Source organism: Cobetia sp. PDI-12MA (genome assembly GCF_059507695.1).
This window is the reverse complement of record NZ_CM183351.1, coordinates 3,726,446-3,750,296: the sequence shown is the minus strand read 5'-3', so window position 1 is coordinate 3,750,296 and position 23,851 is coordinate 3,726,446. Positions and strand designations below refer to the sequence as shown.

Below are 23,851 nucleotides of genomic sequence, written 5' to 3'. Positions count from 1 at the left end.
TGCGTGATGGAGCAGATCGACCTGATGTCTGCGTTGACAGCGTCGTGTTCAGGACTCGCCAAGCAGGGGGCAATTCCCGTAACCTGAGGACATTCAACCTCTTCTCGCCCGGGCCCTGTCTGCCTGAGATACCTTGGGAGATTCGTGTGACGCTGCCTATTCTGCTCGATATTGAAGCCTCCGGCTTTGGCCGTGGTAGCTATCCGATCGAGATCGGGCTGGCGCGTGCCGACGGCAGCAGTTGCGCCTTCCTGATACAGCCTCTTGATGAGTGGGTGCATTGGGACCCCAAGGCGGAGCTGTTGCACGGCATCTCACGGGCACGGCTGGCACGCGAAGGGCGGCCAGTGCGCGAGGTGGCGCAGTGGGTCAATGATGAGCTGGGTGAGGCCGGAATCGCCTACAGCGACAGCTGGGGCTACGACAATACCTGGCTCTCGCTGTTGTTCTATCATGCCGGCATGCTGCCGCGCTTCCGTCTCGAGGCGCTCAGACGGCTGCTCGATGAGGAGCAGCTGAATTGCTGGGCGGAGCTCAAGGAAGCGGTGATCGCCGAGGGTGGCATCCAGCGCCATCGCGCCGGAGACGACGCCCGCCTGTTGCAACTTACCTGGCAGAAGGCCCAGTCGATCGGGCGCAGCGAATAAGCCTGCGCGAGGCGCCTCGGGGTCTACGCTTGGCGGCATTAGCGACACTGCAGTCAAGCCGGGTGTTGTCAGGTCAGAAGTTGTCAGGCGGAGCTGCAAGCACGAGATCGTGCCAATAAAGCCAAAAAAGCGGCAGCCCAACGGGTTGCCGCTTTTTTATACTGCCGTTTTTTCATGCTGCGGATGTCATCAGCGCCATGATGAGGCTCAGGCGCCTGTCACCGCCAGCAGCACCTTGCCGGTGCTGGCGTTGTCCTGCACATAGGCATGCGCGGCATCGGCTTCCTGGATCGGCCAGCTCTTGTCGATATGCGGGCGCAGCTCACCCCGCGCCAGGCGTGGCCACACATGCACGTAGAGCGCATCCAGCACCATGCCCTTGCCATCGGGAGAGCGCGAACGCAGGGTCGAGCCGATCAGGCGCTGACGCTTCATCAGCATGCGGCCCAGATCCAGCTCATCCATGCGCCCGCCCATCAGGCCGATCAACACCATGCGGCCGTCCTGCTTCAGCACCTGCTGATTGTCGGCCAGATAACCGCCGCCTACCGGGTCGAGAATCATGTCGGCACCGCCCCAGTCGTTCACGGCCTCGACGAAGCTGCCATCGTGGCGGTTCCAGCCGGCATCCGCGCCGAGGCGCAGGCAGGTCTCCAGCTTCTCCTGGCTGCCGACGGTCACGAAGCACGGATGCCCGAACAGCCCGCAAAGCTGGATGGCGGTAGTACCGATACCGCTGGCACCTGCGTGCAGCAGTACGCGCTCCTTGTGCTTGAGATTGCCCTCGATGAACAGGTTCAGCCAGGCGGTGGCGAACATCTCCGGCAGGGCGGCGGCGTCTCTCAGGCTATAGCCCTCCGGCACTGGCAACACCTGCAGGGCATTGACGACCACCTCCTCGGCATAGCCGCCACCGGACAGCAGCGCACAGACCGGATCACCGACCTTGAAGCGCTCGACGTGGCGGCCAACCTCACGAATGGTGCCGCTGACTTCCAGTCCCAGAATCTGACTGGCGCCTTCGGGGGGCGGATATTGGCCGGCACGCTGCATCAGATCGGCGCGATTGACGCCGGCCCAGGCTACTTCTATACGCACCTCATCCGAGGCAATCCCGTGCGGGGCCTCGGTTTCCTGCCAGACCAGTGATTCATTCTCGACGGCTATCGCAAACATTCGCTCTCTCCTTGGCGTGGCAGTCGCGCTGCCTGTTCGTACGCGGATGATCTCTGTGCCGAGGCGCATCGGCCGCGGTCCACGTGGGCGACTGTCATCTCACTGTACGGGGACTGTGACGCATCTGTCATGAAGTGGCGCGAACCTGACGTGATATCAAGCCCCATGATCCAGACATCGCGCTCCGCACTCCGTGCGGCCAAGGAGAGAGCATGATCGATACTGCCCGCGTCATCGCTGCCAAGTATCCTGCCTTTGCCAAACGTCACCCGCTGATCCGACGGCCAGCTCTGGCCATGCTGCGACGCCTGGTGCATGAGGGGGAGATCAATGCCTTCCTCGGCGAGAACTCGGACCAGCGCGGCTTTGATTTCATTGACCGCGTGCTCGATCACTTTTCCTTCGGCTACTCGGTGTCCTCGCGGGAGCGCGAGAACATTCCGGCCTACGGGCGTGTCGTCATCGTCGCCAATCATCCGCTGGGGTCATTGGATGGACTCGCGTTGCTCAAGCTGGTCGGCGAAGTGCGCCGCGACGTCAAGATCGTCGCCAACGACATCCTGATGAAGGTCGAGCCGCTGGCACCCTTGCTGCTGCCACTGGACAACCTCAGTCGACGTGGCTATCGCAAGAGCAGTGGTCAGATCTGCGATGCGCTGATGAATGAAGAGGCCGTGATCATCTTTCCGGCCGGCGAGGTCTCGCGTGCAGGCCCGACCGGGCCGCGCGACGGCAAGTGGCTGTCGGGTTTCCTGCATTTCGCGCGCAAGACCAATGCGCCGGTGCTGCCTATCCACGTCAGCGGTCGCAACTCGACGCTCTTCTATGCGCTGTCGTCGATCAATCGCAGCTTCGGCACGCCCCTGCTGGCCCACGAGATGTTTCGCCAGCGCGAGCGGCAGCTCAAGCTGCGCATCGGCGAGCTGATTCCGCTGGAGCGCCTCGACAGTGATGCCCTCAATACCAACGCCAAGACGCGTCTGCTACGCAAGCATCTGTATCGCATCGGGCGCGGCAAGCGTGGCCTGTTCGTGACAGAGAAGGCCATCGGCCATCCGGAGGAACGCCAGGCGCTGCGGGAAGAGCTGACGCCCTGTGAATTGCTGGGCGAGACTCGTGACGGCAAGAAGATCTACCTGTTCGATGCCTTCCCGGGCTCCAGCGTGATGCGCGAGATCGGTCGTCTGCGCGAGATCAGTTTCCGGCGTGTCGGCGAGGGCACCGGCGAGCGGCGCGATATCGATCGCTATGACGCCCACTACAGGCATCTGGTGCTGTGGGATGACGCCGACCTCGAGATCGCCGGTGCCTATCGCATCGGAGAGGTGCGAAAGATCATGGCGGTACATGGCGAGAAGGGGCTCTACAGCCCGACCCTGTTCCGCTTTACACCGGAGATGTTCGAGCGCATGCAGGACGGTCTGGAGCTGGGGCGCAGTTTCGTGCAGCCGCGTTACTGGGGGCGGCGCAGCCTCGATTACCTGTGGCAGGGGCTGGGCGCCTATCTGCGCTGTCATCCCGAGATTCGCTGGCTGTTCGGCCCGGTCACGCTTTCCAACAGCTACCCGGAGCCCGCCAGGGCGCTGACCGTCAGCTACTACCGTCATTATTATGGCGACGATGAAGGCTTGGCGCGCGCGCGGGCGCCTGTCGCCCGGAGCGTGCCGGGCAGCGCCGCCCATGAGGCGGAGCGCCTGTTCGATGGCCAGGATGCCGATGGCGATTTCCGCCGCCTGCGTGCCCAGCTGGATGCGATGGGCGTGACGGTACCGACGCTCTACAAGCAGTACGCCGAGGTCACCGAACCCGGTGGCACCCGTTTTCTCGATTTCAGTGTCGACGCCGATTTCGGTTACTGCATCGACGGCCTGGTGATGGTCGATGTCGAGCAGGTCACCGCCAGCAAGCGGGCGCGTTATATCGGCAGCCCCGTTCAGCAACAGGCCGCCTCGGACGATACCGTTGAGGTTGTTGGCGAGGCGGTGCTGAGCTGAGGCGCACTGCTGAAAGAGCGCGCTGAACTGAGGCGGCCGCTCGCATCGTCACTCCCCATGGCGGCGGCGTACGCGCTTGATGGGGAGTGACACGACAGCCTGTCAGGCCTTACGTCTCATGCCTCACGTCTCGGGCGCCAGACGCTCCAGCAGGGGCGCGATCTCGCGCTCGCTGATCAGGCGTGCGCGAGTGTCCGCATCGAGGAAGCCTGCCTCGACGGTGCGGTCCAGAAACTCGAGCAGGGGCGCGAAGAAGCCGTCACTGTCGAGGACAGCGATCGGCTTGGCGTGAAAGCGCAGATACTGCCAAGTCCAGGTCTCGAACAACTCCTCCAGGGTGCCAATCCCGCCGGGCAGGGTCACGAAGGCATCTGCCAATGCGGCCATCTGCGCCTTGCGCTCATGCATGTCCGCCACCTCGATCAGGCGCGTCAGACCGGTATGCGCCTTCTCGTTGCGGACCAGCACCTGCGGGATCACGCCGATCACCTCACCGCCTGCTGCCAGCGCGGCATCTGCCAATGCCCCCATCAGCCCGGCGCGCGCACCTCCGTAGACCAGTCCCCAGCCGCGTTCGGCGATGGCCGTGCCCAGAGCCTCGGCCAGTTGACGGTGCTGCGGGGAGACGCCCTCGCGGGAGCCCAGATAGACACAGATGCGATGCATGTTGCTCTCCTGAATGTTTCTCGGCGGCGCTCACTGCTGCTGCCGTGCCTTGATGTCATGTCCTTCCTATCCTACGCGAGTTGTGCGGCGACGCTATGACGCCCATGAGGAACTCGGCATTGCCCCGTGGCCAATGCGGGCCGCGTGCTGAGTTTCGGCGTTGTCGCCTGCATTCGCGGGCCTGCTCTGCTACCCTTGCCGCCCCCGCAGGCGACGGCTGGCGGGCGCTGGCGCCCCGTGAGCTTGCACCGGGATGCACCCCAACTCATCGCGACGTCGTCTTCGACGGACGCGGAACAACAAGGCAGGAGAGGCAGATGGCGCAGGTGCGCGGACGCTTTGCCAGTCGGCTGGGCTTCTTGATGGCCGCCGCTGGTTCGGCAGTAGGACTTGGCAACGTGTGGGGCTTCCCGTCCCAGACGGCCAACAACGGAGGCGGAGCCTTCGTGGTGATGTATCTGGTGCTGGCCTTCCTGCTGGCATGGCCGGCCTTGATGGCTGAGCTTGTCATCGGCCGCCATGGTCAGGCCAACATCGTCACCAGCATGAGTCTCGGTCGAGGCATCACCAAGCGCTTCGGCGCGCTGGCGGGCTGGACGGGCATGCTGACCGCCAGCCTGATTCTGGCCTTCTATGCCATCGTCGCGGGCTGGCTGCTGGGCTATACCGCCGCGCCGGTCAGCGAGGCGCTGGGCATGAGCTCCGCCGCCAGCTGGCTGACCACCTTCGACTTCACGCGCAATGTCTCGCTGACGGCAGTCTTCCTCGCGTTGACGATGGCGATCGTGGTCGGTGGTGTGCGCGGCGGGATCGAGAAGTGGTCCACGCGTCTGATGCCGCTGTTGCTGATGCTGCTGGTCGGGTTGATCGGCTACGTACTGACCCTACCGGGTGCCGATGAAGGCCTGAGTGTCTACCTGACGCCGCAGTGGGACCGCATCTTCGATGCCGACCTGATGCTGAGCGCGATGGGCCAGGCGTTCTTCTCGCTGTCGCTCGGCGTGGGCGCGATGCTGATCTACGGCTCCTATCTGGGGCCGGAGCAGCACCTGCCGCGTCTGGGCGTGCTGGTGACGCTGATCGATGTCGGCATCGCCTTCCTCGCCGGTCTGCTGGTGATTCCGGCCATGTATGCCGCGCGTCATCTGGGGGTCGAGATCTTCGATGCCGACGGCCTGCTCAAGAGCTCGGATACTCTGCTGTTCGACACGCTGCCGGCGCTGTTCGGCCAGATGGGCGGCGCAGGTGACGTCCTGATGGTGGCATTCTTCGCGCTGATGAGCGTGGCGGGCATCACCTCTTCCATCTCGATGCTGGAAGTGCCGGTATCCTTCGTGGTCGAGCGTGGCTGGCTGGGTCGGCGTGCCGCCACTCTGGCCGTCGGTGCCGCCATCATGGCCATCAGCCTGACCATCGCCGCCAACTTCGGGGCACTATTCGGCCTGGTGATCATGTTGACCACCCAGTACAGCCAGCCGCTGGTCGCGCTGGTGATGAGCCTGCTGGTCGGCTGGGCGATGTCGCGCCATGCGCTGCTCAAGGAGATCCAGAGCGGGGCGCCGGACATCGAGTCCAGCCTGTTCTGGAAGATCTGGCCGTGGTACGTGCGCCTGATCTGCCCGCTGTGCATCGCGCTGGTCTTCGCGCACTCGCTGTAGACCTGACGCTCGTCCCGACGCAAGAAGCCCGCCAATTGGCGGGCTTCTTCGTCTTCTGCATTCAAGCCGACGGCATCGGGGCGAGCGTCGCCAGAGCTCAGGGCAGCTCGGACAGCACGTCGTAATGGGCATCGACCCAGTGACCGATGGCGTTGCCCTCGGCGTAGGCGAGATGCTGGGCGTACTGGGTGTGCAGGCAGCGCACCTGATTCCAGTCACGGATGCCGCCGACGCCACGTTCACGCATCAGCTCAGTGAAGCCCTGGGACTCGATGGCGTTGCGCTCGGCTTCGCTCATGAAGCTCCAGCGTTCGGCGACGTAGGCCTCATGGCTGGCACGGTAGCGCGCCAGCAGTTCCTCGTCGGTCTTGAGGCGTTCTTCCAGCCCCTTGATGACGCCTTCGGCCTCGATGCGTGACAGTGAGATCTTGAGGCGTTCATCGCACAGCCAATAGAGGGTCGGGAAGGGCTTGCCGTCCACCAGCGAATGCATGCGCAGCACCAGCGGGGTGCCCTCGCCATCGGTGGCGGCCACGGCCTGGATGCCGCGCGGCTTGCGCCCGAGCTGGCGCTCGATGATCTCGAGCTCCCGCGCGTCGGGACTATGATTGGTCAGGATCACCATGCTTGCGGTCAGGCTCCAGCACACACTTGTTGGACCGGGATACGGCCCGGAAGAAAGCCTGGTTGAGCTGCTGGGGGCTCGGCACATAGCCATGCCATTCACGCTCGCAGTAGTCACTGCCGCGCGCCATCAGCTCCGGGGCCAGACGATTGAACCAGCCATCATAATCGTAGGGGTCAAGGCCCGGCAAGCTGATGTGCGGGTAGTCGGCGAAGCGCTCACTGAACCATTGCTCCAGCGCCGCTTCGACCTGCGCATGCAGCTCGATCATGTCCGGATAGATCCACTTGCTGTAGCGAATGCCCATCGGGCCTCCTCGCTGACGCGGTGCTGTGGTGGCGGGGGGCGTCATGGTGTGCCACGCCCGTGGCCATCAGTCGTCACGAGCCAGCGGGGCGAACTGGCCATTGCCCAGCTCACACAGTAACGCGGGGGCGAGCGCTATCTCCAGTCCACGACGGCCGCCGCTGATGAAGATTTCCGCCTGTGTCGCGGCGCTGTCATCGACCCACAGTGGCAGGCGCTTCTTCTGCCCCAGCGGACTGATGCCGCCGACCACATAGCCGGTGGCACGTTCGGCGGCATCATGCGCTGCCAGCGCCGCCTTGCGTGCCCCGCAGGCGCGTGCCAGTGCCTTGAGGTCGAGCGTACCGCTGACCGGCACCACGGCGACCACCAGCGGCTGACGTGCATTGCCGCCTTCCAGCTGGCAGACGAGTGTCTTGAAGACCTGGGTGGGATCAAGCCCCAGCGTGCGGGCGGCCTCTTCCCCGTAGGCGGAAGCGCGCGGGTCGTGGGCATATTCGAGTGTGCGGTGCGGCTTGCCCTTTAGCAGCTTGAGCGCGGGTGTCATGCCGGCACGCTCCCCTCGGAGGTGGCGCTGTGCGTCCCGAGAGCCCGGGCGGCCTCGCGCAGGGCCGGGACATCCAGTTCGGCGCTGTCGGTGTGCTCGTGCACATGGCTGACCAGGGTCGCGCGCAGCTCGCCCTCGATGGGCAAGGATTGCTTGGCATGATGATCGAACTGCACCAGCACGCAGTGGCCGCGCGCGCCGCAGACGCCGCTTTGCCACGCCTCCTGGGTCACGGTGAAGGAACTGCCGCCGAGGCGCGACAGCCAGGTGCGAATCTCCACCGGCTGGCCGTATTGCAGCTCGGCAAGGAAGTCGACCTCGATGCGCGCCATGATCAGCGGCCACTTGCGCGGATCGAGGTCCGGCACGAAGACGCGGAACAGGTCATTGCGCGCCCACTCGAACCAGGCCGGCAGGCGCGTGTTGTTGATGTGCCCGAGGGCATCGGTGTCGAAGAAGGCCGGTTCCAGTGTCTTGAAGTACATGCGTCGCTCCTGGGCATCCATGCGGCATTTCAGCCTATCAGGAAGCTCAGGCGCTGGCTGTACGTCGTGAGGCTAGTCGACGTTGCAACGGCGTGAACACGCCCAGCCACGCCGTCGCCACGATGAAACCGAGCAGGGTGCCCAGGCCGACCCCCATGCCGGGGTAGCTGAGCGAGACCACCAGCGCATAGCACAATAGCGAGCCGAGGCCGGCCGGGTAGTGCTTGATGACGGTCGCGACGGCTACCGGCCCCTGGGTGAGATGCAGAATCACCAGCAGCGGGTACATGGTGACCGGGAAGGCTGCCACCAGGCCTGCCCAGGAGGGCGGCAGCAGGTGGGCCAGCGCGGTGATGCCGAACACGATGCCGGCGGCCAGTCCGGCGCGCGCCAGCAGCGAGACCCAGGAGAAGGGTGACTTGCGCGCCGTGCTTTCCGGTACGCCGCGATAGAGGCGCATGCACAGCACGATGGCGATCAGCGTCACGATCACGCCGCTGACGCGTGTGAACTCGAACTGCGCCAGTGCCAGACTGGCGATCAGCCAGCCCAGCAGGCCGCCCAGGGTGCCGTTGATGACGCCGCGCAGCCCTTGGGCACGCCCGCATAGCCAGTAACCGACCCCCAGCGCCAGCGTCGAGGAGAAGCCGGCCAGGGTATAGACGGCGCTCTGGCCGGCAAACTCGGGGGAAATCTCCACGCCGATGAAGCCCAGCGTGATGGCCGTACCCAGCGGGTAGCCGGACAGCAGCCCGGCCATGCGCGTCGAGAGGCGCTCCGCGATCAGTGACAGCCCGATCACCACCGCCACCGAGATCAGCAGCTTGAGCAGTTGCAGGCCCAGCTCACCCTGAAGTGCTGCGCTCATTGGGCGGCGTCCCAGAACTGACGACGCACCAGCGAGATCTTGCCCACTGCCTTGCCGGAGGCCTGATGACGATGAGCCTCGGCGACCTCGCTGAAGTCGAACTGATGCTCATCGAGGCGCACCTTGAATTCGCCTTCCTCGACCAGCTCTACCAGCTTGCCCAGCGCCTGGCGCTGCTGTTCATGTCCGATGCCAGCGGTCAGCGGCAGCAGGATCGACAGCACTTCCAGGCTGCGGCTGCCGGCGTGCAGCGGCGAGAGATCCACCGTGGTGCGCGCGTTGATGGTCACGATGCGCCCGCCCAGCTTGCTGGCGGCGAAGCTGGCGGCCAGGTTGTCGCCGCCGACGCAATCGAAGACCAGGTCGAAGCCCTCGCCTCCCGTCAACCGGGCCACGTAATCGGCCACGGCTTCCTCGCGGTAGCGGATGACGTGGTCCGCGCCGCAGTCGCGTGCTGCCCGGGCCTTGTCATCGCTGGACACCGTGGTCGCGACTTCCGCGCCGATGCAACGGGCGATCTGCAATGCCACATGGCCGACGCCACCGGCGCCGCCGTGGATCAGCACGCGTTGTCCCGCTTCCAGCCGGCCACGCTCCACCAGTGCCTGCCAGGCGGTGATGAACACTGCCGGCAACGCGGCGGCTTCCATGAAGCTCAGGCGGCGCGGCTTGCGGGTGATCAGGCGTTCATCGGCGAGCATGTATTCCGCCAGCGCACCCGGATGAGCGGCGACACCGCCGGCAAAGCCGAGCACCTCGTCGCCGGGCGAGAAGGCCAGCACGTCATCGCCGACGGCATCGATCACACCGGCCACGTCGCCGTGCAGCACGCAGGGCGCTGGCGGCAGGAGAGGCACCTGACCGCTGGCCAGCTTGAGATCCAGTGGATTGACGCTGGAGGCAGCGACACGAATGCGCACCTGGCCGGGGCCGGGAGTGGGCAGCGGGCATTCGGTCGCCACGAAGTCGGCATCCGGGCCGGGATTGCGCAGCACCATGGCATGCATGGAAGCGAGCATGAGACGTCCTCGTTGATACGGGTTCCGGCCAGTGTGGCCAGTGAGCGCCACACCCTACCCATTGCGCTGCGTTGCGGCAATCCGACTTGGGTGGTTTCAGCCATCCAATGCACGGAATTGCATGATCGACAACGAAAAAGCCCCTGCCGATGGGCAGGGGCCTGGGGTGATACGGCGGCTGACGGTGTGTCAGGCCTGCCTGGGCGTGATGGGGATCACGCGTTCTGGCGCTTGGCTTTCTTGTCCACCGGTGCGATCTCGCCGGACTTCAGCTTGGCGATGTACTGGGCCAGCTCACGCTTCACGACCGGCATCAGATAGTAGAGGCCGATGATGTTGGCGATGGACATGGCGAAGATCATGGCGTCGGAGAAGTCGATGACCGGGCCGAGGCTCATGGAGGCACCGATGACCACGAAGGCGAGGAAGATCAGCTTGTAGATGATCTCGGAGCCCTTGCTCTCGCCGAACAGGTAGGTCCAGGCCTTCAGGCCGTAGTAGGACCAGGACAGCATGGTGGAGAAGGCGAACATCAACACTGCCAGGGCCAGCACATACGGGAACCACGGGAAGGCGGTCTCGAAGGCGTAGGACGTCAGCTGGACGCCGCCGAGGCCTTCGACCTGGTAGGCGCCGGTGATGACGATGACCAGCGCAGTCATGGTGCAGATGACGACGGTATCGATGAACGGCTCGAGCAGGGCGACGATCCCTTCGGTCGCCGGCTGGGAAGTCTTGACGGCAGAGTGGGCGATGGCCGCGGAGCCGATACCGGCTTCATTGGAGAAGGCAGCACGCTTGAAGCCCTGGATCAGCACGCCGACGATACCGCCGCCGACCGCGACCGGTGCGAAGGCACCTTCGATGATGGCGCCGAAGGCGGCCGGAATCGCACTGAAGTTGAAGCCGAGGATGATGAGTGCCGCGATCACGTAGATGACAGCCATCATCGGCACCAGTTTCTCGGTGACACGCGCGATGGACTTGATGCCGCCGATGATGACCATGCCGACGATGGCAGCCATCACCAGACCGAACAGCCAGCCGTAGCCGACCAGGAAGCTGGCATCACCGCCGGTGACGTTGACGGCCTGCTGATAGGACTGGTTGGCCTGGAACATGTTGCCGCCGCCGATGGAACCACCGATGGCGCAGATGGCGAAGAAGATTGCCAGAATCTTGCCCAGCCCCGCCTTGCCGTTTTCCGCGAAACCCTTGGACAGGTAGTACATCGGGCCGCCGGAGATGGAACCATCCGCGTTGACGTTGCGGTACTTCACGCCAAGCGTACATTCACAGAACTTGGAGGCCATGCCGAGCAGACCGGCCAGAATCATCCAGAAGGTCGCGCCCGGGCCGCCCAGCGAAACGGCGACCGCGACACCGGCGATGTTGCCCAGGCCGACCGTGCCGGACAGCGCCGTGGCCAGTGCCTGGAAGTGGGATACCTCGCCTTCATCCTTCGGGTCGGTGTAGTCGCCCTTGACCAGGCGGATGGCATGGCCGAACAGGCGGAACTGCACGAAGCCGAAATAGAGCGTGAAGATGACGGCAGCGATGATCAGCCAGCCGACGATCAGCGGGAACTGGGTGCCGGCCACCGGCACTGAATAGAAGATGGTCGAGACGATCGGGTTGACGATCGGTCCGACGATGTCACTGATGGCCTGGTCCATGCCTTCGGCACGGGCAGAGCTTGCGGCCATGAGGGCTGCCATGGCGGCAGCCCAGGGGGCCAGGGAGCGGAATCGACTCATGAGAGGTAACCTCGAAAAGCGAATTGTCGTTATTGTCTGGTGCAAATCTCTGCAGGCGGCTGGTGCGGGAGGCGCCTGTCTCAGGGAACGATGGTGACGGGCACCGAGGCCTCTTGAATCAGATGGGCAGTGACGCTGCCGAAGATGCGTGAGCGGACGCTTTCCCCCTTGCGGCCGACGATGATCTGCTCGGCATTCACCTCACGCGCCAGCAGGCTGAGAATCTCGGCGGCATCGCCGTGGCGGACACGCCCCTCGACCTGATAGCCCTCCTTTTCCAGCTCGCTGATGGTGGGCGTCAGTACACGTTCGTGGGCCAGCTTGATCTCGTTCTCGCGGCGGCTGGCACGCTGGGCGTTCTCCTCCGGCGTGTTGAAGCTGTAGGGCGACCATTCGACCACGTAGCAGAGAATGATCCTGGTTTCCGCGCCCACCAGAGAGGCGACGCGCTTGGCATAGGCAATGGCACTGTCGCCGCCCGGGGTTCCATCCAGTCCGACAATCAGGGAGGTGGTCATGGAGCTTCTCCTGAAGCTTGCTGGTCGTCGTGTCGCGCCAGCGGATTCTTGTTGAATTACCGTTTCGTTGCGGTTGAAAGAACTTTACTCCTCGCTCACACAAGAAATCCCTGCGGGTGTGTCGCTTCACAAAACGATGATTAAACGAAATGGCGTCAGTTACGCGTTGACGAGACTCAGGTTTCCGCTACGCCATTAGCCGGTGGTGACAATATTCGCTGAGAAAACTGCTACCCATGGCTGTCAGCAATGCCGAGAGCGGGACGAGCTGTCCTATCGGGCGCCAGCAGGCCCCCCATCAAGGTCGCTTTCAGTGGCAGGGGGAGCGGGAGTGAAGAGGATGTGACCGGGGAGTGACGCAGGGGCAAGGAGAGGGAGCCACAAGAAGAAGTAGCGGCAAGGAGAAGTAGCGGCAAGGAGGGTGCGGACAGAGATAGAGCAGAGCGGACAAGAGAATAGAGCGGACAAGAGCGGGTAAGCAGAGGAGGGTAGGTCGAGGAGAGAGGTGAGGAAGGAGAGGAAAACGGAGAAAAACGCAGCGCTGCTCACCAACAGCGCTGCGGGCGCTCGACAACCGGCGCGGCTAGATCAGCCGCTGGTGCGTCAGGTCTTGCCAGGCGGCTTCGATGGGCCATGCCAGCGGCTGACGCAGGTGTTCCGGCAGCGCCATCAGGGCGGCCGCGGGACTGTCGTGTTCGCGCATGCGCAACCAGCAGTAGGCCCAGGCGCAGGCATCATCCGGCCCCTGCGGCACCGGGCGTGCCGGCATCTGCATCAACAGGAACAGCGCTGCCTTGGGCGCCCACAGCGGCGCACCTCCCTCGACGGCCCACTGTTCCAGTGTCTCGCCATCGGGGTTGCTGGTGGGCTGGCCAAGACTTGCGACGCGCGCGGTATCAGCCAGCAGCACGGCGAGGCGCTCGCTGTCGCCACGGCCATGGGTCAGCCAGGCGCGCAACAGACCGGGCAGCCCGCGCTGGGCCTGTGGGTAAAAGGTGTCTTCAGACATGCACAAAGCCTTATGCTGTAGTTGGTCCACAGGTATTCTTCTCGCCGCCAGAAGGCGGTGTGAGTCGAGCGCACTGCTCGCGTTGCCTGCCAAATTTGCCCGCCACAGGGAGACTCCATCTTGCCATTCGATTTCATCACCCCGCTCGATCGACGCCAGTACCCTTCCCAGAAGTGGGATCGCTACGCCTCGGACGTCATGCCCCTCTGGATTGCCGACATGGACTTCAGCGCCCCGCCCGCCGTGACACGAGCGCTGGCCGAGCGAGTGGCGCACCCGGTCTACGGCTATGCTAAGCCGTCGGAGAGCCTCGATGACAGCCTGTGTGACTGGAGTCGCGAGCATTATGGCTGGGAGGTGCCGCGTGACGCCATCGTCTGGCTGCCGGGCGTGGTGCCGGCCTTGCACCTGGCCAGTCTGGCATTGACCTCTCCCGGCGCGGGCGTGGTCACGACGACCCCGATCTACCCGCCCTTCCTCAAGGTGGCCCAGAAGACCGGGCGACTGGCGCAGATGGCGCCGCTGGCAGAGCCCGAGACGCAAGGCGGCCCCTGGCGTCTGGACCTGGAGGCCCTGGAAGCGGCCATCACGCCCGAGACCGAGCTGCTGCTATGGTGCCACCCGCACAATCCTACCGGCCGCGTCTGGCGCGAGGAAGAGCTCGAGGCGCTGGCGGAGCTGGTCGAGCGTCACGATCTGCTGGTGGTCTCCGATGAGCTGCATGCCGATCTGGTGGTGGACCCGACGGCCCGCCATATCCCGCTGGCCAGCCTGAACGAACGACTGGCGGCGCGCTGCGTGACCCTGTGGGCGCCCTCCAAGACCTTCAACACCGCTGGGCTGACGTTCGCCTGCGCGGTGATCACCGACCCCAGGCTGCGTGCACGCTTCACCGGCGCCGCCAATGGCTTGATGCCCGATACCAATGTGCTGGGCATGGCCGCGACCGAGGCGGCGTGGCGCGAGGGTGAGCCGTGGCGTCAGGAGTTGCTGAGCGTGCTGCGTGACAACCTCGATCTGCTGGAAAGCCATGTGGCACGCTGGGACGGCGTCAGCATGTCGCGCCCGCAAGCCACCTATCTGGCCTGGTTGGATATGCGCAAGGCAGGGCTCGGGGAGTCTCCGCAGCAGACGCTGCTCGAGGAATGCGATGTCGCGCTGTCGGATGGCGCCGACTTCGGCTGGCCGGGCTTCGTGCGCTTGAACTACGGCACCACGAGTGTGCAGCTGGAGAAGGCGCTGCAGCAGATGGATGAGCGCCTGCAGAAAGACTGAGGTTGGCGAAGGGATCGAGGGGGCGAGCGAAGCGGCCAAGAAGGGTAGTCGACAGAGCCGGAGTTGATCTGGGTCAGCCTGCAGCGTTTCGTTGGCAGCTATCGCTCATTGCAAACTTGAATTGAGAATCATTATCGTCAACTCTGAAGCTAGGCCGCTCATCGGGAGGGGCTTGTCATCAGGAGATGCGACGATGAGACATGAGGTGGCAGAGACGCCGCGACAGGGGCGGCCAGCAAGCAGGGATGCAGGCGCGACGGCCTGTCGTGAATGGTGTTGTCAGGGCGGAAGCCTGCGCCTGGCGCGTTCGTCGCCGCCATCTTCCCGCTGCCGTGCTCCCGCGGCGTCATCTGCTGCCCCGCCTGCGTCAGGCGCCGTGATGTCCGCGGGCCATGAGCTTGAGGTGGACTTTCCGCCCAGCGTGCGCGAATCGCGTGCCCGTCCCTCGCTTCTCAAGGGCTGGAGCCGTCGTCGTTAGTCCTTGAGTCGGCGCGACGGCTGACCATCAATGACAAGGCCCCGCTTCCTTGACCGGAGGCGGGGCCTTGTCGTCTGCGTGTCGTGTTCAACTCATTGCTACGATCAGCGCACCAGCACGATCAGTACATCAGGGCGAACAGTTGGCGACGGAAGCGCACGGTCAGCTCATGGGTCGCCCCAAGGGCGTCGAAGACGCGCAGCAGCGTCTTGCGTGCCAGATCATCGCCGTACTGGCGGTCGGTCTTCACCAGGCTGATCAGGGTATCCAGAGCCAGCTCGTAGTGGCCATCCGCCAGATCGCGCATGGCGCGTTGGTAGCGGGCTTCACTGTCGTCCCGCTCGATCATGGCCTGCACCTCTTCGGGAGACGGCGCCTCGGCGATGAAGTCGATGCGCGCACGTACGCCACGCGCCTGGGCGCCATCACGGTCTTCCGGCTTGAGGGAGTCCAGCAGTTGGCGGGCCTCTTCACCATTGCCCTCGGCAACCAGCACCGAGGCGAGATGGATGCGGTATTCCGGTGTCTCGGGAGATTCCTGCGCCAGCTGTTGATACAGCGTCTTGGCGGTGACGAGGTCGCCGTTTTCCAGTGCAGTGGCCGCCTGCTCCGCGAGGCTGGGGCCTGCCCCGGCCGCCGGCTGGACCTTGTGCTGCTCGAGGAACTGGCGAATCTCGGCTTCCGGACGTGCGCCGGTGAAGTTACCTGCCAGGCCGCCCTGGATGACCAGCTTGACATCCGGCACCGAACGCACACCCAGCTGGGCGGCGATGTCCTGTTGCTCCTCGGCGTTCAGCTTGGCAAGGATGAAGCCGCCCGCATATTCACGCGCCAGCTTCTCGAGGATCGGCGTCAAAACGAGGCAGTGCTCGCTCTGCGGCGACCAGCAATCCAGCAGTACCGGCACTTGCTGTGAGGCTTCCAGCACCTGCTGAAGATTGCTCATGTCCACATCGATGATGTAGGTATTGGCGTCTTCTGCCTGGCGCGGTGCACTGGCGGCACCGCCGCCGACTACCCCTTGTGGCTGGGTGGCGGTGGTGTCATTGCCGGTCAGTGGCTGGCCGGTATTGGGATCGATGATCATGGTGCATGCCCCGAAATTCTGTCTGCGATTCAAGGCTCGCGCGCGAGCCGGTTGGCCTGATGATGCGGCCCGTCGCAGTGGAGTTCAAGGCGCTGCCGGACACTTCCTCGCGCGATCGCCTCGGGCGCGTCGGTTCACGGCAGCAGGGTGTCGCCGGCCAGGCTGGCGATGCAGGCGGCTTCGCTCTCGCTGAGCGGCATCACGGACAGGCGTGCGCGGCGCACCAGGTGGCTATCCGCCAGCTCGGGCCGGGCCTTCAGGCGCGCGATGGGCAGGGAGTTGCGCAGCGGGCGAAGGTAGCTCAGGCGCGGGGCGACCCAGCGCGGAGGCTTGCCGGCATCGATATCCGCCACCTGACGTGGGTCGAAGCCCTTGTGCTCGGGGTCACTGGCCGTCGGGTCGGGCAGGGCGAGTTCGCTGACGATGGCAAGCCCGACCACTGCAGGTACCTTGCAGCTGGAGTGCTGGATGAGCACGACATCACCGAGCTGCATCTCGCGCAGGAAGTTGCGCGCCTGATAGTTGCGAACGCCATCCCATAGCGCCGGTGATTCGCGGCGCAGGTCATCCAGCGAGAAGGCATCGGGTTCGGTCTTGATCAGCCAGTGGCGCATGCGGCACTCCCTTGGGGCTTACGTGATGAGTGTGAAGGCGATGGGCGTTGAGAAAGGGACAGGCGAGGTCCGGGCGCTGGCCTCAGCGATATCCTCGCACAGGAATTTCACGCATACGAAAAAGGCCTGATGCATGGCATCAGGCCTTTCGAATTCTTGGTAGCGGGGACCGGATTTGAACCGATGACCTTCGGGTTATGAGCCCGACGAGCTACCAGACTGCTCCACCCCGCAACACTGGGTACTGCCTTTGCTCCAACTCTGACGCATCAGAAGTTGGTAGCGGGAACCGGATTTGAACCGATGACCTTCGGGTTATGAGCCCGACGAGCTACCAGACTGCTCCATCCCGCAACATCACGTTGGTGTCTGACTGGCAATCACCTTGATAGGCAACGACTTGTCAGTGGTAGCGGGGACCGGATTTGAACCGATGACCTTCGGGTTATGAGCCCGACGAGCTACCAGACTGCTCCACCCCGCATCAACGTGGGGCGTAGTATAAGGATATACAGTGCTGCGTCAACCGTTATCCCGTAATTGACGCAAACTTCTCGTGCCCGGTGAGTCGTCACCAACCCGTCTACGCATCTCGAGCGATTATCGGCATCTCGTGTGAGAGATCTGCTACATACATTCCCGCTGCATCCTGTCCATACTGAGAGTGACGCGCCTCGCACAGGCGGATGGCAGGCGTCACAGAGTGCACGATTGTCATCAGGCTGTTAGAGACACGGGTCATTGTTGTCGTTGCAGGCATTCTCGTTTTCTCAGGGCGGGGGTGTCCGCAGATTTGTCAAGCTGTGCCCAAGCCAAGGACACAGGACGTTCCAGGATTAGGGAGACACAATAAGATGACACAAACAGCACCCGTCGCATGGGTTACCGGTGGTACCGGTGGCATTGGTTCCGCCATCTGCCGCGAGCTGGCGAACCAGGGGTATCAGGTAATTGCGGGTTACAGGAACAAGGAAAAGGCAGAGGGGTGGCTATCGGAGCAGCGCGCTGCCGGGTTCGAGAACATCGCACTGTCCGGCATCGAGCTGGACAACTTCGAAGCCTGTCAGGCAGGCGTCAACGAAATCCGCGAGCGCTTCGGTCCGATCGCGGTTCTGGTCAACTGCGCTGGCATCACGCGTGATACCTCCATGCGCAAGATGAGCTATGAGCAGTGGCGCGAAGTCATCAACTGCAACCTCGACAGCGTCTTCAACACCTGCCGTGCCGTCATCAATGACATGCTGGAGCACAAGTACGGCCGCATCGTGAACATCTCCTCCATCAATGGCCGCAAGGGCCAGTTCGGCCAGGTCAACTACTCGGCCGCCAAGGCGGGCATGCATGGTCTGACCATGGCGCTGGCGCAGGAAACCGCGACCAAGGGCATTACCGTCAACACCCTGTCGCCGGGCTACATCGCCACCGACATGATCATGAAGATCCCCGAAGAGATCCGTGAATCAATCCGCGAGACCATCCCGGTCAAGCGTTATGGTCAGCCGGATGAGATCGCGCGTGCGGTCGCCTTCCTGGCCGACGAGAAATCCGGCTTCATCACCGGTGCCAACCTGGATATCAATGGCGGCCAGTTCATGGGCTGATGCTCTGCGCTGGAGTGAGCCAGTGCAGGGTCGGCACTCGGCTCCGCCTGGCGAGAGAATGAAAAAGCCCCCGTCTCGACAGAGGCGGGGGCTTTCCGTTGCCATGGTTTCAGTCTTGCGAGTGCATCATCACAGGTTCAGACGTCAGCGCTTCAGGCGTGCTGACTCAGTGATTGAACAGCGCATCGAAGCGCGGCAGTTCGGTCTGCCAGGCGTCCCAGTCCAGCGGCCCGTTGGCGAGCAGCGCATCCAGCACCTCATCCAGCTCTTCTTCACGCTCCATGCGCTCACCCAGCTGCTGGTTGATGCGCGCGACCTGCACGGTCAGGCGGCGTGACTCATCTTCGCTGCCCAGCGGGGCCTCGAACAGAATGGCCAGGTGAACACGCAGCTCGGCCAGGCGCTCGTTGGCGGCGCTGCAGTTGCTCGGCAGGGCCTGACGCATCTGGTTGCGCGCCGCATTGGCCTGGCGGCTGTTGTCGTCGAAGGCCGAGGTGTTCGGCAGCTCGACATCCTGCACGTCGCCGTTACGCGCGCTGGCATCCGCCACGGCGTGCTGTTCGAGCAGGTCACGCCATTGCTGCCATTCCTCGCGCAATTGCAGAGCGTGCAGTTCGTCCAGACGCTGCTCGCGACGCTTGAGAATGCCGGTCCAGCGACGACGCATGCCGTCGCCCCGCTTGCCGCGCGGTAGCGGGCCGAGGGTGTCGGCTTCCTTCAGGGCGTCATCAAGCAGGGCGGCGTCTTCCAGCGTCTCCGGCTCCCAGCTGTCGAGGCGCTCGATCAACGCCTGCCACTGATCCAGGCGTGCCTGCTCGCGGCTGTCGCGGTCTTCGCGGTCCTGATCGCGTGCGGCGAAGATACGGTCGCACGCCGCGCGGAAGGCGGCCCACAGGCGTTGTTCTTCGCCCTTTGGCGCGCGGCCCATCTCGCGCCAGCGACTCTGCAGGGCCTTGGCCTGTTCGGCGCGGGCACGTGCCGGCGTGTCCTCATTGGCCAGCGCCTCGACGGCCTCGACCAGAGCCTGCTTGGCGGCGGCGATCTGACCCGCGCGGCTGTCGATCAGCCCCTGCAGTGCCGTCAGCGCCTCGCCGAAGCGGTGTGACAGCTGGCGACCGGGGCCTGCGGGCACCGGCGTGTGGCGACGCCATTCCTCACGGGCGCGATCGCGAATCTGGCGCAGGGAGTCGGGGTCGGCATCGTCCATGGCGTTACCGTTGAGCGATTCAAGCTGCTCGCAGAGCGCTTCACGCATGGCCAGGTTGAGTTCACGCAGCTGCTTGCGCGATTCGCGGTAATCCCGCAGGCGCAGCTTGATGGCGTCAGAGGCGGTGCGGAACGCCTGGCTGGCATCGCGGCTGGCGGCCGCATCACCTAGCTCGCGCCATTGCTGAATCAGCTGCTGGTGCTGGCGGTCGCGCTGCTCATCGCTGATGTCATCGCGCTCGCTCAGGGTGGTGATGGCCTCGAGAAGCTGCTCGCGCTTGGGCGCCGCGACGAAGTTCTGCCAGTCACGGAGTTCGGCGACACGCGCGCCGAGCTGGCGCAGGCGTGTCTGGCGGGCATTGTCGAGCTGGCCTTCGGTGCGATCGCGCAGTGAGCGATGCAGGCGACTGGCCGGCTTTAGCTTGCCGGCATCGAGATCCGCTTCCAGGCGTGCCAGTTCGGCATCCAGTGCGTCCAGATCCAGGCTCGCCTTGCGCGCAGTGCCGTCGCCCTCGCGGGAGGCGTCAGCTGACTCTGTGTCTTGTGCAGGGCTTTCATCGAGCGCGTCCTGCTCTTGCGCTGCCTCTGCCGGTTCTTCCGGCTGCGCCGCGTTGATCGCCTGACGCACCGCGCTCAGGCTGGCGGTCTGCGGCAGACCCGCAGGCCAGGCCACCTCGCTTTCCAGACGACGCAGCTGGTCGATGTCATTGTCGACCAGCGCGGCATCCAACTCGCCCTGGCACAGCTGATGGCGATGCCAGGCATCGAGGGCATCCTGCAGCTGCTGTTGCAGGCGCTGCTGACGTTCGAGCAGTTCGGCCGGGGCCGAGAACTGGTCGGTCAGCTCGCGCCAGCGCTCTCCCTGCAGTCGGCGTTGGGCCTGCAGGCTGGCGAAGTCGTGATCATTGACGCAGTCGCGGCTGTAGAGGTCTGCCCGCGCCTGGTCCACGGCGCTGAGAATCTCTTCCAGGTGCGTGTTGAGGTTGGCGCTCAGGCGTTCATGGGCACGAATGGCTTCCTCGCGGGCCTCATGGTCGCTGATGACCTTGTGCGCCTGCTGGCGTGCCTCTTCGAAGCGCTGTTGAATCTCGTAGTCCGCGGCCGGCAGACGCTCCCACTCGCGCAGCAGCGAGCGGTAGCGCGAGGGCACGCTGTCTTCCCAGGCCTGACGCGGCAGCTTCTCCATCTGGCGCAGCAGGTTGTCGCGGCTGGCGGCCAGCGCGTCGGCCTGCTGGGCATCGGCACGGCGCTGGGCGAGGGTGTCGCGCGCCTGACGCTGCACGTGACGGTCCCGCTTGGCATCACGCACCAGACGCTCGAGGCCGGCCTGGCTGGTAATGCGGGCGGCAGCAGCATGGCGCACGGCGGCGATGGTGTTGTGGCAGGCCTGATGGATCAGCGTCTCTTCATCTTCCAGTCGGCTCAGTGCGGTCAGACGCAGTTGCTGGTTGTCGCCACGGGACGCCACGGCGGAGAGCAGTTCGCGATCTTCCAGGCGCGCGACCAGCTGTTCACGGCTCAACAGTGAGGGCGCATCCTGGCCGCCGCTCAACAGTTCGATCAGGCGCTCGCGTACCAGACCATCGGCGCGGTCGAGCAGCGGCAGCAGACGTTCGGGAGATTGCATGCGCGTCAGGGCGGCATGGCGCACCTCCAGGGCGTCATCTTCGAGAATCAGGGTCTCCAGGATCTTGCGCTGGTCTGGAATCTCCGGATCAAGCTGGTCAGTGGCAGCGGAGCGAATGGCAGGGTTGGCGTGTTGCCAGCGAGGAGTGAACAGGCGGCCAGTGAGGCGGGAGAGCAGTCCGGTCATGTGAGAGCGGTTATCCAGGCAAAAAATAGAGGGGCGCAACAATTGGCCGCACACTCGGCGGGTGCCATCGGGTGGGCACGACGGAGTGGGCGGAGTGACGGCGCATGAATTTCGTCACCCCGCTATCTTACCAGTCACAACCCCCCGTTGTGTGGTATCGCATGTCGATCGATGTGCCTTATTGCATGCGCGCGGCGGCGTGCGGGGCGAGCGGCGGCGGGTGACAGGTCGGCAAGGGAGCCACGTCGTAGGCACGCGACACCTGACAGTGCCTGCTGCTGGCCGTATCATCAGTTGCAGCACTGTGTTCGCTCACATAGTTTTGTACGTTACCGCTATGCCATTCAGTGTCTGTCATTCATGCTCGGCGCCTATCAAGCAGTCGCTGTGCCGTGTGCGACGGCGAGCTATGTTATTCAGGTGGCCTTTTTATTCGAGGGCCGCCTTGAGGATGCCGTGAACAGTACGTGCATCATCAAGAGTGTCGGAGGGCTTCGACACTCCTTACGCAACCGGAGTCAGGTCATGAGTCTCAGTACGGACAGGGCCCCTCAGGCCTTCACCTTCAAGGGCGGCATGCTGCCGATGACGGTCATGGAGCTGGTCAGCGGTGATCCGGAGCAGATCCGTGCTCAGCTGGCGAGCAAGCTCAGCCAGTCGCCGGCCTTCTTTCAACATACGCCGGTGGTGCTGAGCGTCGAGAAGCTCGACGAGCCGCATCTGGCGCTGGAGCGCATCTGTGCCGTCTGCCGTGGCCACAAGCTGTTGCCGGTCGCGGTGCGTGGCGGTGGAGACCCGGTGCGCCAGTCCGCCTGGGCGCTGGGGCTGGGGTGGTTCCCGCCGCAGGAGAATCGCGGGCGCTCCCTCGAGTCCGTGCCGCCGGTGGCCGCTGAGCCGATCGCCGAACCTGCCGAGACAGTCACGGACAGCGCGGCCGAGAAAGCGGAGCCGGCCCACGCCAGCAAGGTGTATCGCGGCACGGTGCGCTCGGGCCAGCAGGTCAGCGCACCGGAGGGCGATCTGGTCATCATCGGCGCGGTCAATGCCGGTGCCGAGATCCTGGCCGCCGGCAGCGTGCATATCTATGGCGCTCTGCGGGGCCGCGCGCTGGCGGGTATCCATGGCGATCGCAACGCCAGCATCTATTGCAAGGAACTGCACGCCGAGCTGCTCTCGGTGGCCGGAACCTACAAGCGGCTCGATGACATCGACAATCGCCTGCTGGGTGCCAATGTCGAAGTCGTGCTTGAACACGATCAACTCTGTATCGCACGACTCGGCTGATCTCAGCACTGTGTTCTGAACGATATCCAATATTTACAGGTGATCCTCGCTCGGCGAGGGACTCTCAGCAAGGAAGATACCTTTGGCCAAGATTATCGTAGTGACGTCAGGCAAGGGCGGCGTCGGCAAGACGACCAGCGCCGCCGCCATTGCCACCGGACTGGCTTTGCGCGGCAACAAGACCGTAGTGATCGATTTCGATGTGGGCCTGCGTAACCTGGACCTGGTCATGGGCTGTGAGCGCCGTGTGGTCTATGACCTGGTCAACGTCATCCAGGGCGAAGCCAATCTCAAGCAGGCTCTGATCCGCGACAAGCGCATCGACAATCTGCACATCCTTCCGGCTTCCCAGACCCGTGACAAGGATGCGCTGACGCTGGAAGGCGTCGAGAAGGTGCTCGACGCGCTGCGCGAGGAGTTCGATTACGTCATCTGTGACTCGCCGGCCGGTATCGAGCGCGGTGCCCAGCTGGCGATGTACTTCGCTGACGAGGCCGTGGTGGTGACCAACCCGGAAGTCAGTTCGGTACGTGACTCCGACCGCATCATCGGCCTGCTGTCTTCCAAGACGCGTCGTGCCGAGAATGGCGACACCCCGGTGCGTGAACACCTGCTGATCACCCGTTACCATCCGGCACGCGTCACCGGCGGAGACATGCTCAACCTGACCGATATCCAGGAAATCCTGTCGATCCCGCTGATCGGCCTGATTCCGGAGTCCGACGCCGTGCTGCGCGCGTCCAACCAGGGTGTGCCGGTCACGCATGACCAGAAGAGCGATGCCGGCCAGGCGTACGTGGATTGCGTGTCCCGCCTGTTGGGCGAGGAAGTGCAGTTGCGTTTCCACGAAGTCGAGAAGCGCGGTCTGCTGGCCAGAATGTTTGGAGGGGGGCGCAAGTGAAATTACTGGATTTTCTGAAGCGAGAGCGCAAGAAGACCGCCAATGTCGCCAAGGAGCGGCTGCAGATCATCGTCGCGCACCAGCGTAGCCAGCGTGACCAGCCGGATTACATGCCGATGCTGGAGCGTGAGCTGCTCGAGGTGATTCGCAAGTATGTGCAGGTCGACCAGGATGCCATCAACATCTCGCTGGACCGCGAAGACGACTGCTCGGTGCTGGAACTCAACGTCACTCTGCCGCGCCCCGGCGAGGCCTGAGTTCGCGGGGCGTCGGGTGCTTGCCACCTGAGGCGTTGCCGAGCGGGCAGCGCCTGCGAC

Annotated in this window: 21 protein-coding genes, 3 tRNA genes and 1 pseudogene; 8 read left to right on the top strand and 17 right to left on the bottom strand. The window is 64.3% G+C overall.

The genetic code is table 11. The annotated features are described in order from the left end of the window. Positions 1-146 precede the first annotated feature (146 nt). Entirely contained in the window at positions 147-647 is a 501-nt protein-coding gene (locus AC5WNI_RS15830) for a 3'-5' exonuclease (protein ID WP_043336558.1), read from the top strand. Between the two features lie 207 nt (positions 648-854). On the opposite strand, the gene AC5WNI_RS15825 is transcribed toward AC5WNI_RS15830, so the two are convergent. Beyond that, on the bottom strand, positions 855-1,823 hold the full coding sequence (locus tag AC5WNI_RS15825; protein ID WP_043336555.1) for an NAD(P)H-quinone oxidoreductase: 969 nt from the start codon (positions 1,821-1,823) through the stop codon (positions 855-857). 212 nt (positions 1,824-2,035) lie between these two features. Here AC5WNI_RS15825 and olsF point away from each other — a divergent pair, with 212 nt between their 5' ends. Continuing rightward, positions 2,036-3,817: a bifunctional ornithine lipid synthase OlsF gene (gene olsF, locus AC5WNI_RS15820; protein WP_175090765.1), complete on the top strand. Its 1,782-nt coding sequence runs from the start codon at positions 2,036-2,038 to the stop codon at positions 3,815-3,817. 123 nt (positions 3,818-3,940) lie between these two features. On the opposite strand, the gene AC5WNI_RS15815 is transcribed toward olsF, so the two are convergent. Further along, a complete protein-coding gene (locus AC5WNI_RS15815; protein WP_175090764.1) occupies positions 3,941-4,483 on the bottom strand; it encodes an LOG family protein in 543 nt (180 codons plus the stop codon). A gap of 317 nt (positions 4,484-4,800) precedes the next feature. On the opposite strand from AC5WNI_RS15815, the gene AC5WNI_RS15810 reads away from it, so the two are divergent. Next, complete coding sequence (locus tag AC5WNI_RS15810; RefSeq protein ID WP_495928560.1) at positions 4,801-6,141, top strand: sodium-dependent transporter; 1,341 nt, start codon at positions 4,801-4,803, stop codon at positions 6,139-6,141. A 97-nt stretch (positions 6,142-6,238) separates the two neighbouring features. Here the strand turns inward: AC5WNI_RS15810 and AC5WNI_RS15805 are convergent, their stop codons facing one another. From AC5WNI_RS15805 to AC5WNI_RS15765, 9 genes and pseudogenes are all read right to left on the bottom strand, one after another. After that, the gene (locus tag AC5WNI_RS15805; RefSeq protein WP_175090762.1) at positions 6,239-6,766 is read right to left on the bottom strand and encodes a DUF501 domain-containing protein; all 528 of its coding nucleotides are present in this window, start codon (positions 6,764-6,766) and stop codon (positions 6,239-6,241) included. Further along, positions 6,744-7,073, bottom strand: coding sequence for a hypothetical protein (locus tag AC5WNI_RS15800; RefSeq protein WP_175090761.1), 330 nt, complete (start codon positions 7,071-7,073; stop codon positions 6,744-6,746). The genes AC5WNI_RS15805 and AC5WNI_RS15800 overlap by 23 nt, the downstream gene beginning before the upstream one ends. Positions 7,074-7,139: 66 nt before the next feature. Further along, the gene (gene ybaK, locus AC5WNI_RS15795; RefSeq protein ID WP_175090760.1) at positions 7,140-7,619 is read right to left on the bottom strand and encodes a Cys-tRNA(Pro) deacylase; all 480 of its coding nucleotides are present in this window, start codon (positions 7,617-7,619) and stop codon (positions 7,140-7,142) included. 95 nt (positions 7,620-7,714) lie between these two features. Further along, positions 7,715-8,104: pseudogene (locus tag AC5WNI_RS15790) on the bottom strand (acyl-CoA thioesterase); the annotation flags it as partial. 46 nt (positions 8,105-8,150) lie between these two features. Further along, on the bottom strand, positions 8,151-8,972 hold the full coding sequence (locus tag AC5WNI_RS15785) for a hypothetical protein (protein WP_175090758.1): 822 nt from the start codon (positions 8,970-8,972) through the stop codon (positions 8,151-8,153). Beyond that, positions 8,969-9,991 (bottom strand): zinc-binding dehydrogenase, encoded by a 1,023-nt coding sequence (locus AC5WNI_RS15780; protein WP_217485973.1) that lies wholly within the window; start codon positions 9,989-9,991, stop codon positions 8,969-8,971. Before AC5WNI_RS15780 ends, AC5WNI_RS15785 begins: the two co-directional genes overlap by 4 nt. 215 nt (positions 9,992-10,206) lie before the next feature. Then, a complete protein-coding gene (locus AC5WNI_RS15775) occupies positions 10,207-11,748 on the bottom strand; it encodes an alanine/glycine:cation symporter family protein (RefSeq protein WP_175090757.1) in 1,542 nt (513 codons plus the stop codon). 80 nt (positions 11,749-11,828) lie between these two features. Further along, positions 11,829-12,266 (bottom strand): universal stress protein, encoded by a 438-nt coding sequence (locus AC5WNI_RS15770; RefSeq protein WP_175090756.1) that lies wholly within the window; start codon positions 12,264-12,266, stop codon positions 11,829-11,831. 583 nt (positions 12,267-12,849) lie between these two features. Next, positions 12,850-13,275, bottom strand: coding sequence for a hypothetical protein (locus AC5WNI_RS15765; RefSeq protein ID WP_175090755.1), 426 nt, complete (start codon positions 13,273-13,275; stop codon positions 12,850-12,852). Positions 13,276-13,395: 120 nt separating this feature from the next. On the opposite strand from AC5WNI_RS15765, the gene AC5WNI_RS15760 reads away from it, so the two are divergent. Beyond that, positions 13,396-14,550 carry a MalY/PatB family protein gene (locus AC5WNI_RS15760; protein WP_175090754.1) on the top strand — a complete coding sequence of 385 codons (1,155 nt, stop codon included), beginning with the start codon at positions 13,396-13,398 and terminating at the stop codon, positions 14,548-14,550. Between the two features lie 599 nt (positions 14,551-15,149). Here the strand turns inward: AC5WNI_RS15760 and AC5WNI_RS15755 are convergent. The 5 genes from AC5WNI_RS15755 to AC5WNI_RS15735 all read right to left on the bottom strand — a co-directional run bounded on the left by AC5WNI_RS15755 (position 15,150) and on the right by AC5WNI_RS15735 (position 17,213). After that, entirely contained in the window at positions 15,150-16,115 is a 966-nt protein-coding gene (locus tag AC5WNI_RS15755) for a tetratricopeptide repeat protein (RefSeq protein WP_175090753.1), read from the bottom strand. A gap of 134 nt (positions 16,116-16,249) precedes the next feature. Continuing rightward, entirely contained in the window at positions 16,250-16,729 is a 480-nt protein-coding gene (locus tag AC5WNI_RS15750) for an EVE domain-containing protein (protein WP_175090752.1), read from the bottom strand. 157 nt (positions 16,730-16,886) lie between these two features. Continuing rightward, positions 16,887-16,963: transfer RNA gene (locus AC5WNI_RS15745), tRNA-Met, on the bottom strand. Positions 16,964-17,006: 43 nt separating this feature from the next. Beyond that, positions 17,007-17,083: transfer RNA gene (locus AC5WNI_RS15740), tRNA-Met, on the bottom strand. A gap of 53 nt (positions 17,084-17,136) precedes the next feature. Next, a tRNA-Met gene (locus AC5WNI_RS15735) sits at positions 17,137-17,213 on the bottom strand. 370 nt (positions 17,214-17,583) lie between these two features. Here AC5WNI_RS15735 and phbB point away from each other — a divergent pair. Next, a complete protein-coding gene (gene phbB, locus AC5WNI_RS15730; protein ID WP_043336510.1) occupies positions 17,584-18,330 on the top strand; it encodes an acetoacetyl-CoA reductase in 747 nt (248 codons plus the stop codon). Between the two features lie 166 nt (positions 18,331-18,496). Here the strand turns inward: phbB and AC5WNI_RS15725 are convergent, their stop codons facing one another. Then, positions 18,497-21,349: a DUF349 domain-containing protein gene (locus tag AC5WNI_RS15725; protein WP_175090735.1), complete on the bottom strand. Its 2,853-nt coding sequence runs from the start codon at positions 21,347-21,349 to the stop codon at positions 18,497-18,499. A 525-nt stretch (positions 21,350-21,874) separates the two neighbouring features. Between AC5WNI_RS15725 and minC the strand changes: the two genes are divergently transcribed. The 3 genes from minC to minE all read left to right on the top strand — a co-directional run bounded on the left by minC (position 21,875) and on the right by minE (position 23,791). Continuing rightward, positions 21,875-22,633 carry a septum site-determining protein MinC gene (gene minC / locus AC5WNI_RS15720; RefSeq protein ID WP_175090734.1) on the top strand — a complete coding sequence of 253 codons (759 nt, stop codon included), beginning with the start codon at positions 21,875-21,877 and terminating at the stop codon, positions 22,631-22,633. 82 nt (positions 22,634-22,715) lie between these two features. Further along, entirely contained in the window at positions 22,716-23,534 is an 819-nt protein-coding gene (minD, locus tag AC5WNI_RS15715) for a septum site-determining protein MinD (RefSeq protein ID WP_175090733.1), read from the top strand. Continuing rightward, positions 23,531-23,791, top strand: a complete 261-nt coding sequence (gene minE, locus AC5WNI_RS15710; RefSeq protein WP_043336475.1) for a cell division topological specificity factor MinE — start codon at positions 23,531-23,533, stop codon at positions 23,789-23,791. Before minD ends, minE begins: the two co-directional genes overlap by 4 nt. Positions 23,792-23,851 lie beyond the last annotated feature (60 nt).

Bases quoted from the DNA above. Each gene is read 5' to 3' on its own strand.
- AC5WNI_RS15825 (WP_043336555.1), bottom strand. From the start codon at position 1,823: ATGTTTGCGATAGCCGTCGAGAATGAATCACTGGTCTGGCAGGAAACC.
- olsF (WP_175090765.1), top strand. From the start codon at position 2,036: ATGATCGATACTGCCCGCGTCATCGCTGCCAAGTATCCTGCCTTTGCC.
- AC5WNI_RS15815 (WP_175090764.1), bottom strand. From the start codon at position 4,483: ATGCATCGCATCTGTGTCTATCTGGGCTCCCGCGAGGGCGTCTCCCCG.
- AC5WNI_RS15810 (WP_495928560.1), top strand. From the start codon at position 4,801: ATGGCGCAGGTGCGCGGACGCTTTGCCAGTCGGCTGGGCTTCTTGATG.
- AC5WNI_RS15805 (WP_175090762.1), bottom strand. From the start codon at position 6,766: ATGGTGATCCTGACCAATCATAGTCCCGACGCGCGGGAGCTCGAGATC.
- AC5WNI_RS15800 (WP_175090761.1), bottom strand. From the start codon at position 7,073: ATGGGCATTCGCTACAGCAAGTGGATCTATCCGGACATGATCGAGCTG.
- ybaK (WP_175090760.1), bottom strand. From the start codon at position 7,619: ATGACACCCGCGCTCAAGCTGCTAAAGGGCAAGCCGCACCGCACACTC.
- AC5WNI_RS15785 (WP_175090758.1), bottom strand. From the start codon at position 8,972: ATGAGCGCAGCACTTCAGGGTGAGCTGGGCCTGCAACTGCTCAAGCTG.
- AC5WNI_RS15780 (WP_217485973.1), bottom strand. From the start codon at position 9,991: ATGCTCGCTTCCATGCATGCCATGGTGCTGCGCAATCCCGGCCCGGAT.
- AC5WNI_RS15775 (WP_175090757.1), bottom strand. From the start codon at position 11,748: ATGAGTCGATTCCGCTCCCTGGCCCCCTGGGCTGCCGCCATGGCAGCC.
- AC5WNI_RS15770 (WP_175090756.1), bottom strand. From the start codon at position 12,266: ATGACCACCTCCCTGATTGTCGGACTGGATGGAACCCCGGGCGGCGAC.
- AC5WNI_RS15765 (WP_175090755.1), bottom strand. From the start codon at position 13,275: ATGTCTGAAGACACCTTTTACCCACAGGCCCAGCGCGGGCTGCCCGGT.
- AC5WNI_RS15755 (WP_175090753.1), bottom strand. From the start codon at position 16,115: ATGATCATCGATCCCAATACCGGCCAGCCACTGACCGGCAATGACACC.
- AC5WNI_RS15750 (WP_175090752.1), bottom strand. From the start codon at position 16,729: ATGCGCCACTGGCTGATCAAGACCGAACCCGATGCCTTCTCGCTGGAT.
- phbB (WP_043336510.1), top strand. From the start codon at position 17,584: ATGACACAAACAGCACCCGTCGCATGGGTTACCGGTGGTACCGGTGGC.
- AC5WNI_RS15725 (WP_175090735.1), bottom strand. From the start codon at position 21,349: ATGACCGGACTGCTCTCCCGCCTCACTGGCCGCCTGTTCACTCCTCGC.
- minC (WP_175090734.1), top strand. From the start codon at position 21,875: ATGAGTCTCAGTACGGACAGGGCCCCTCAGGCCTTCACCTTCAAGGGC.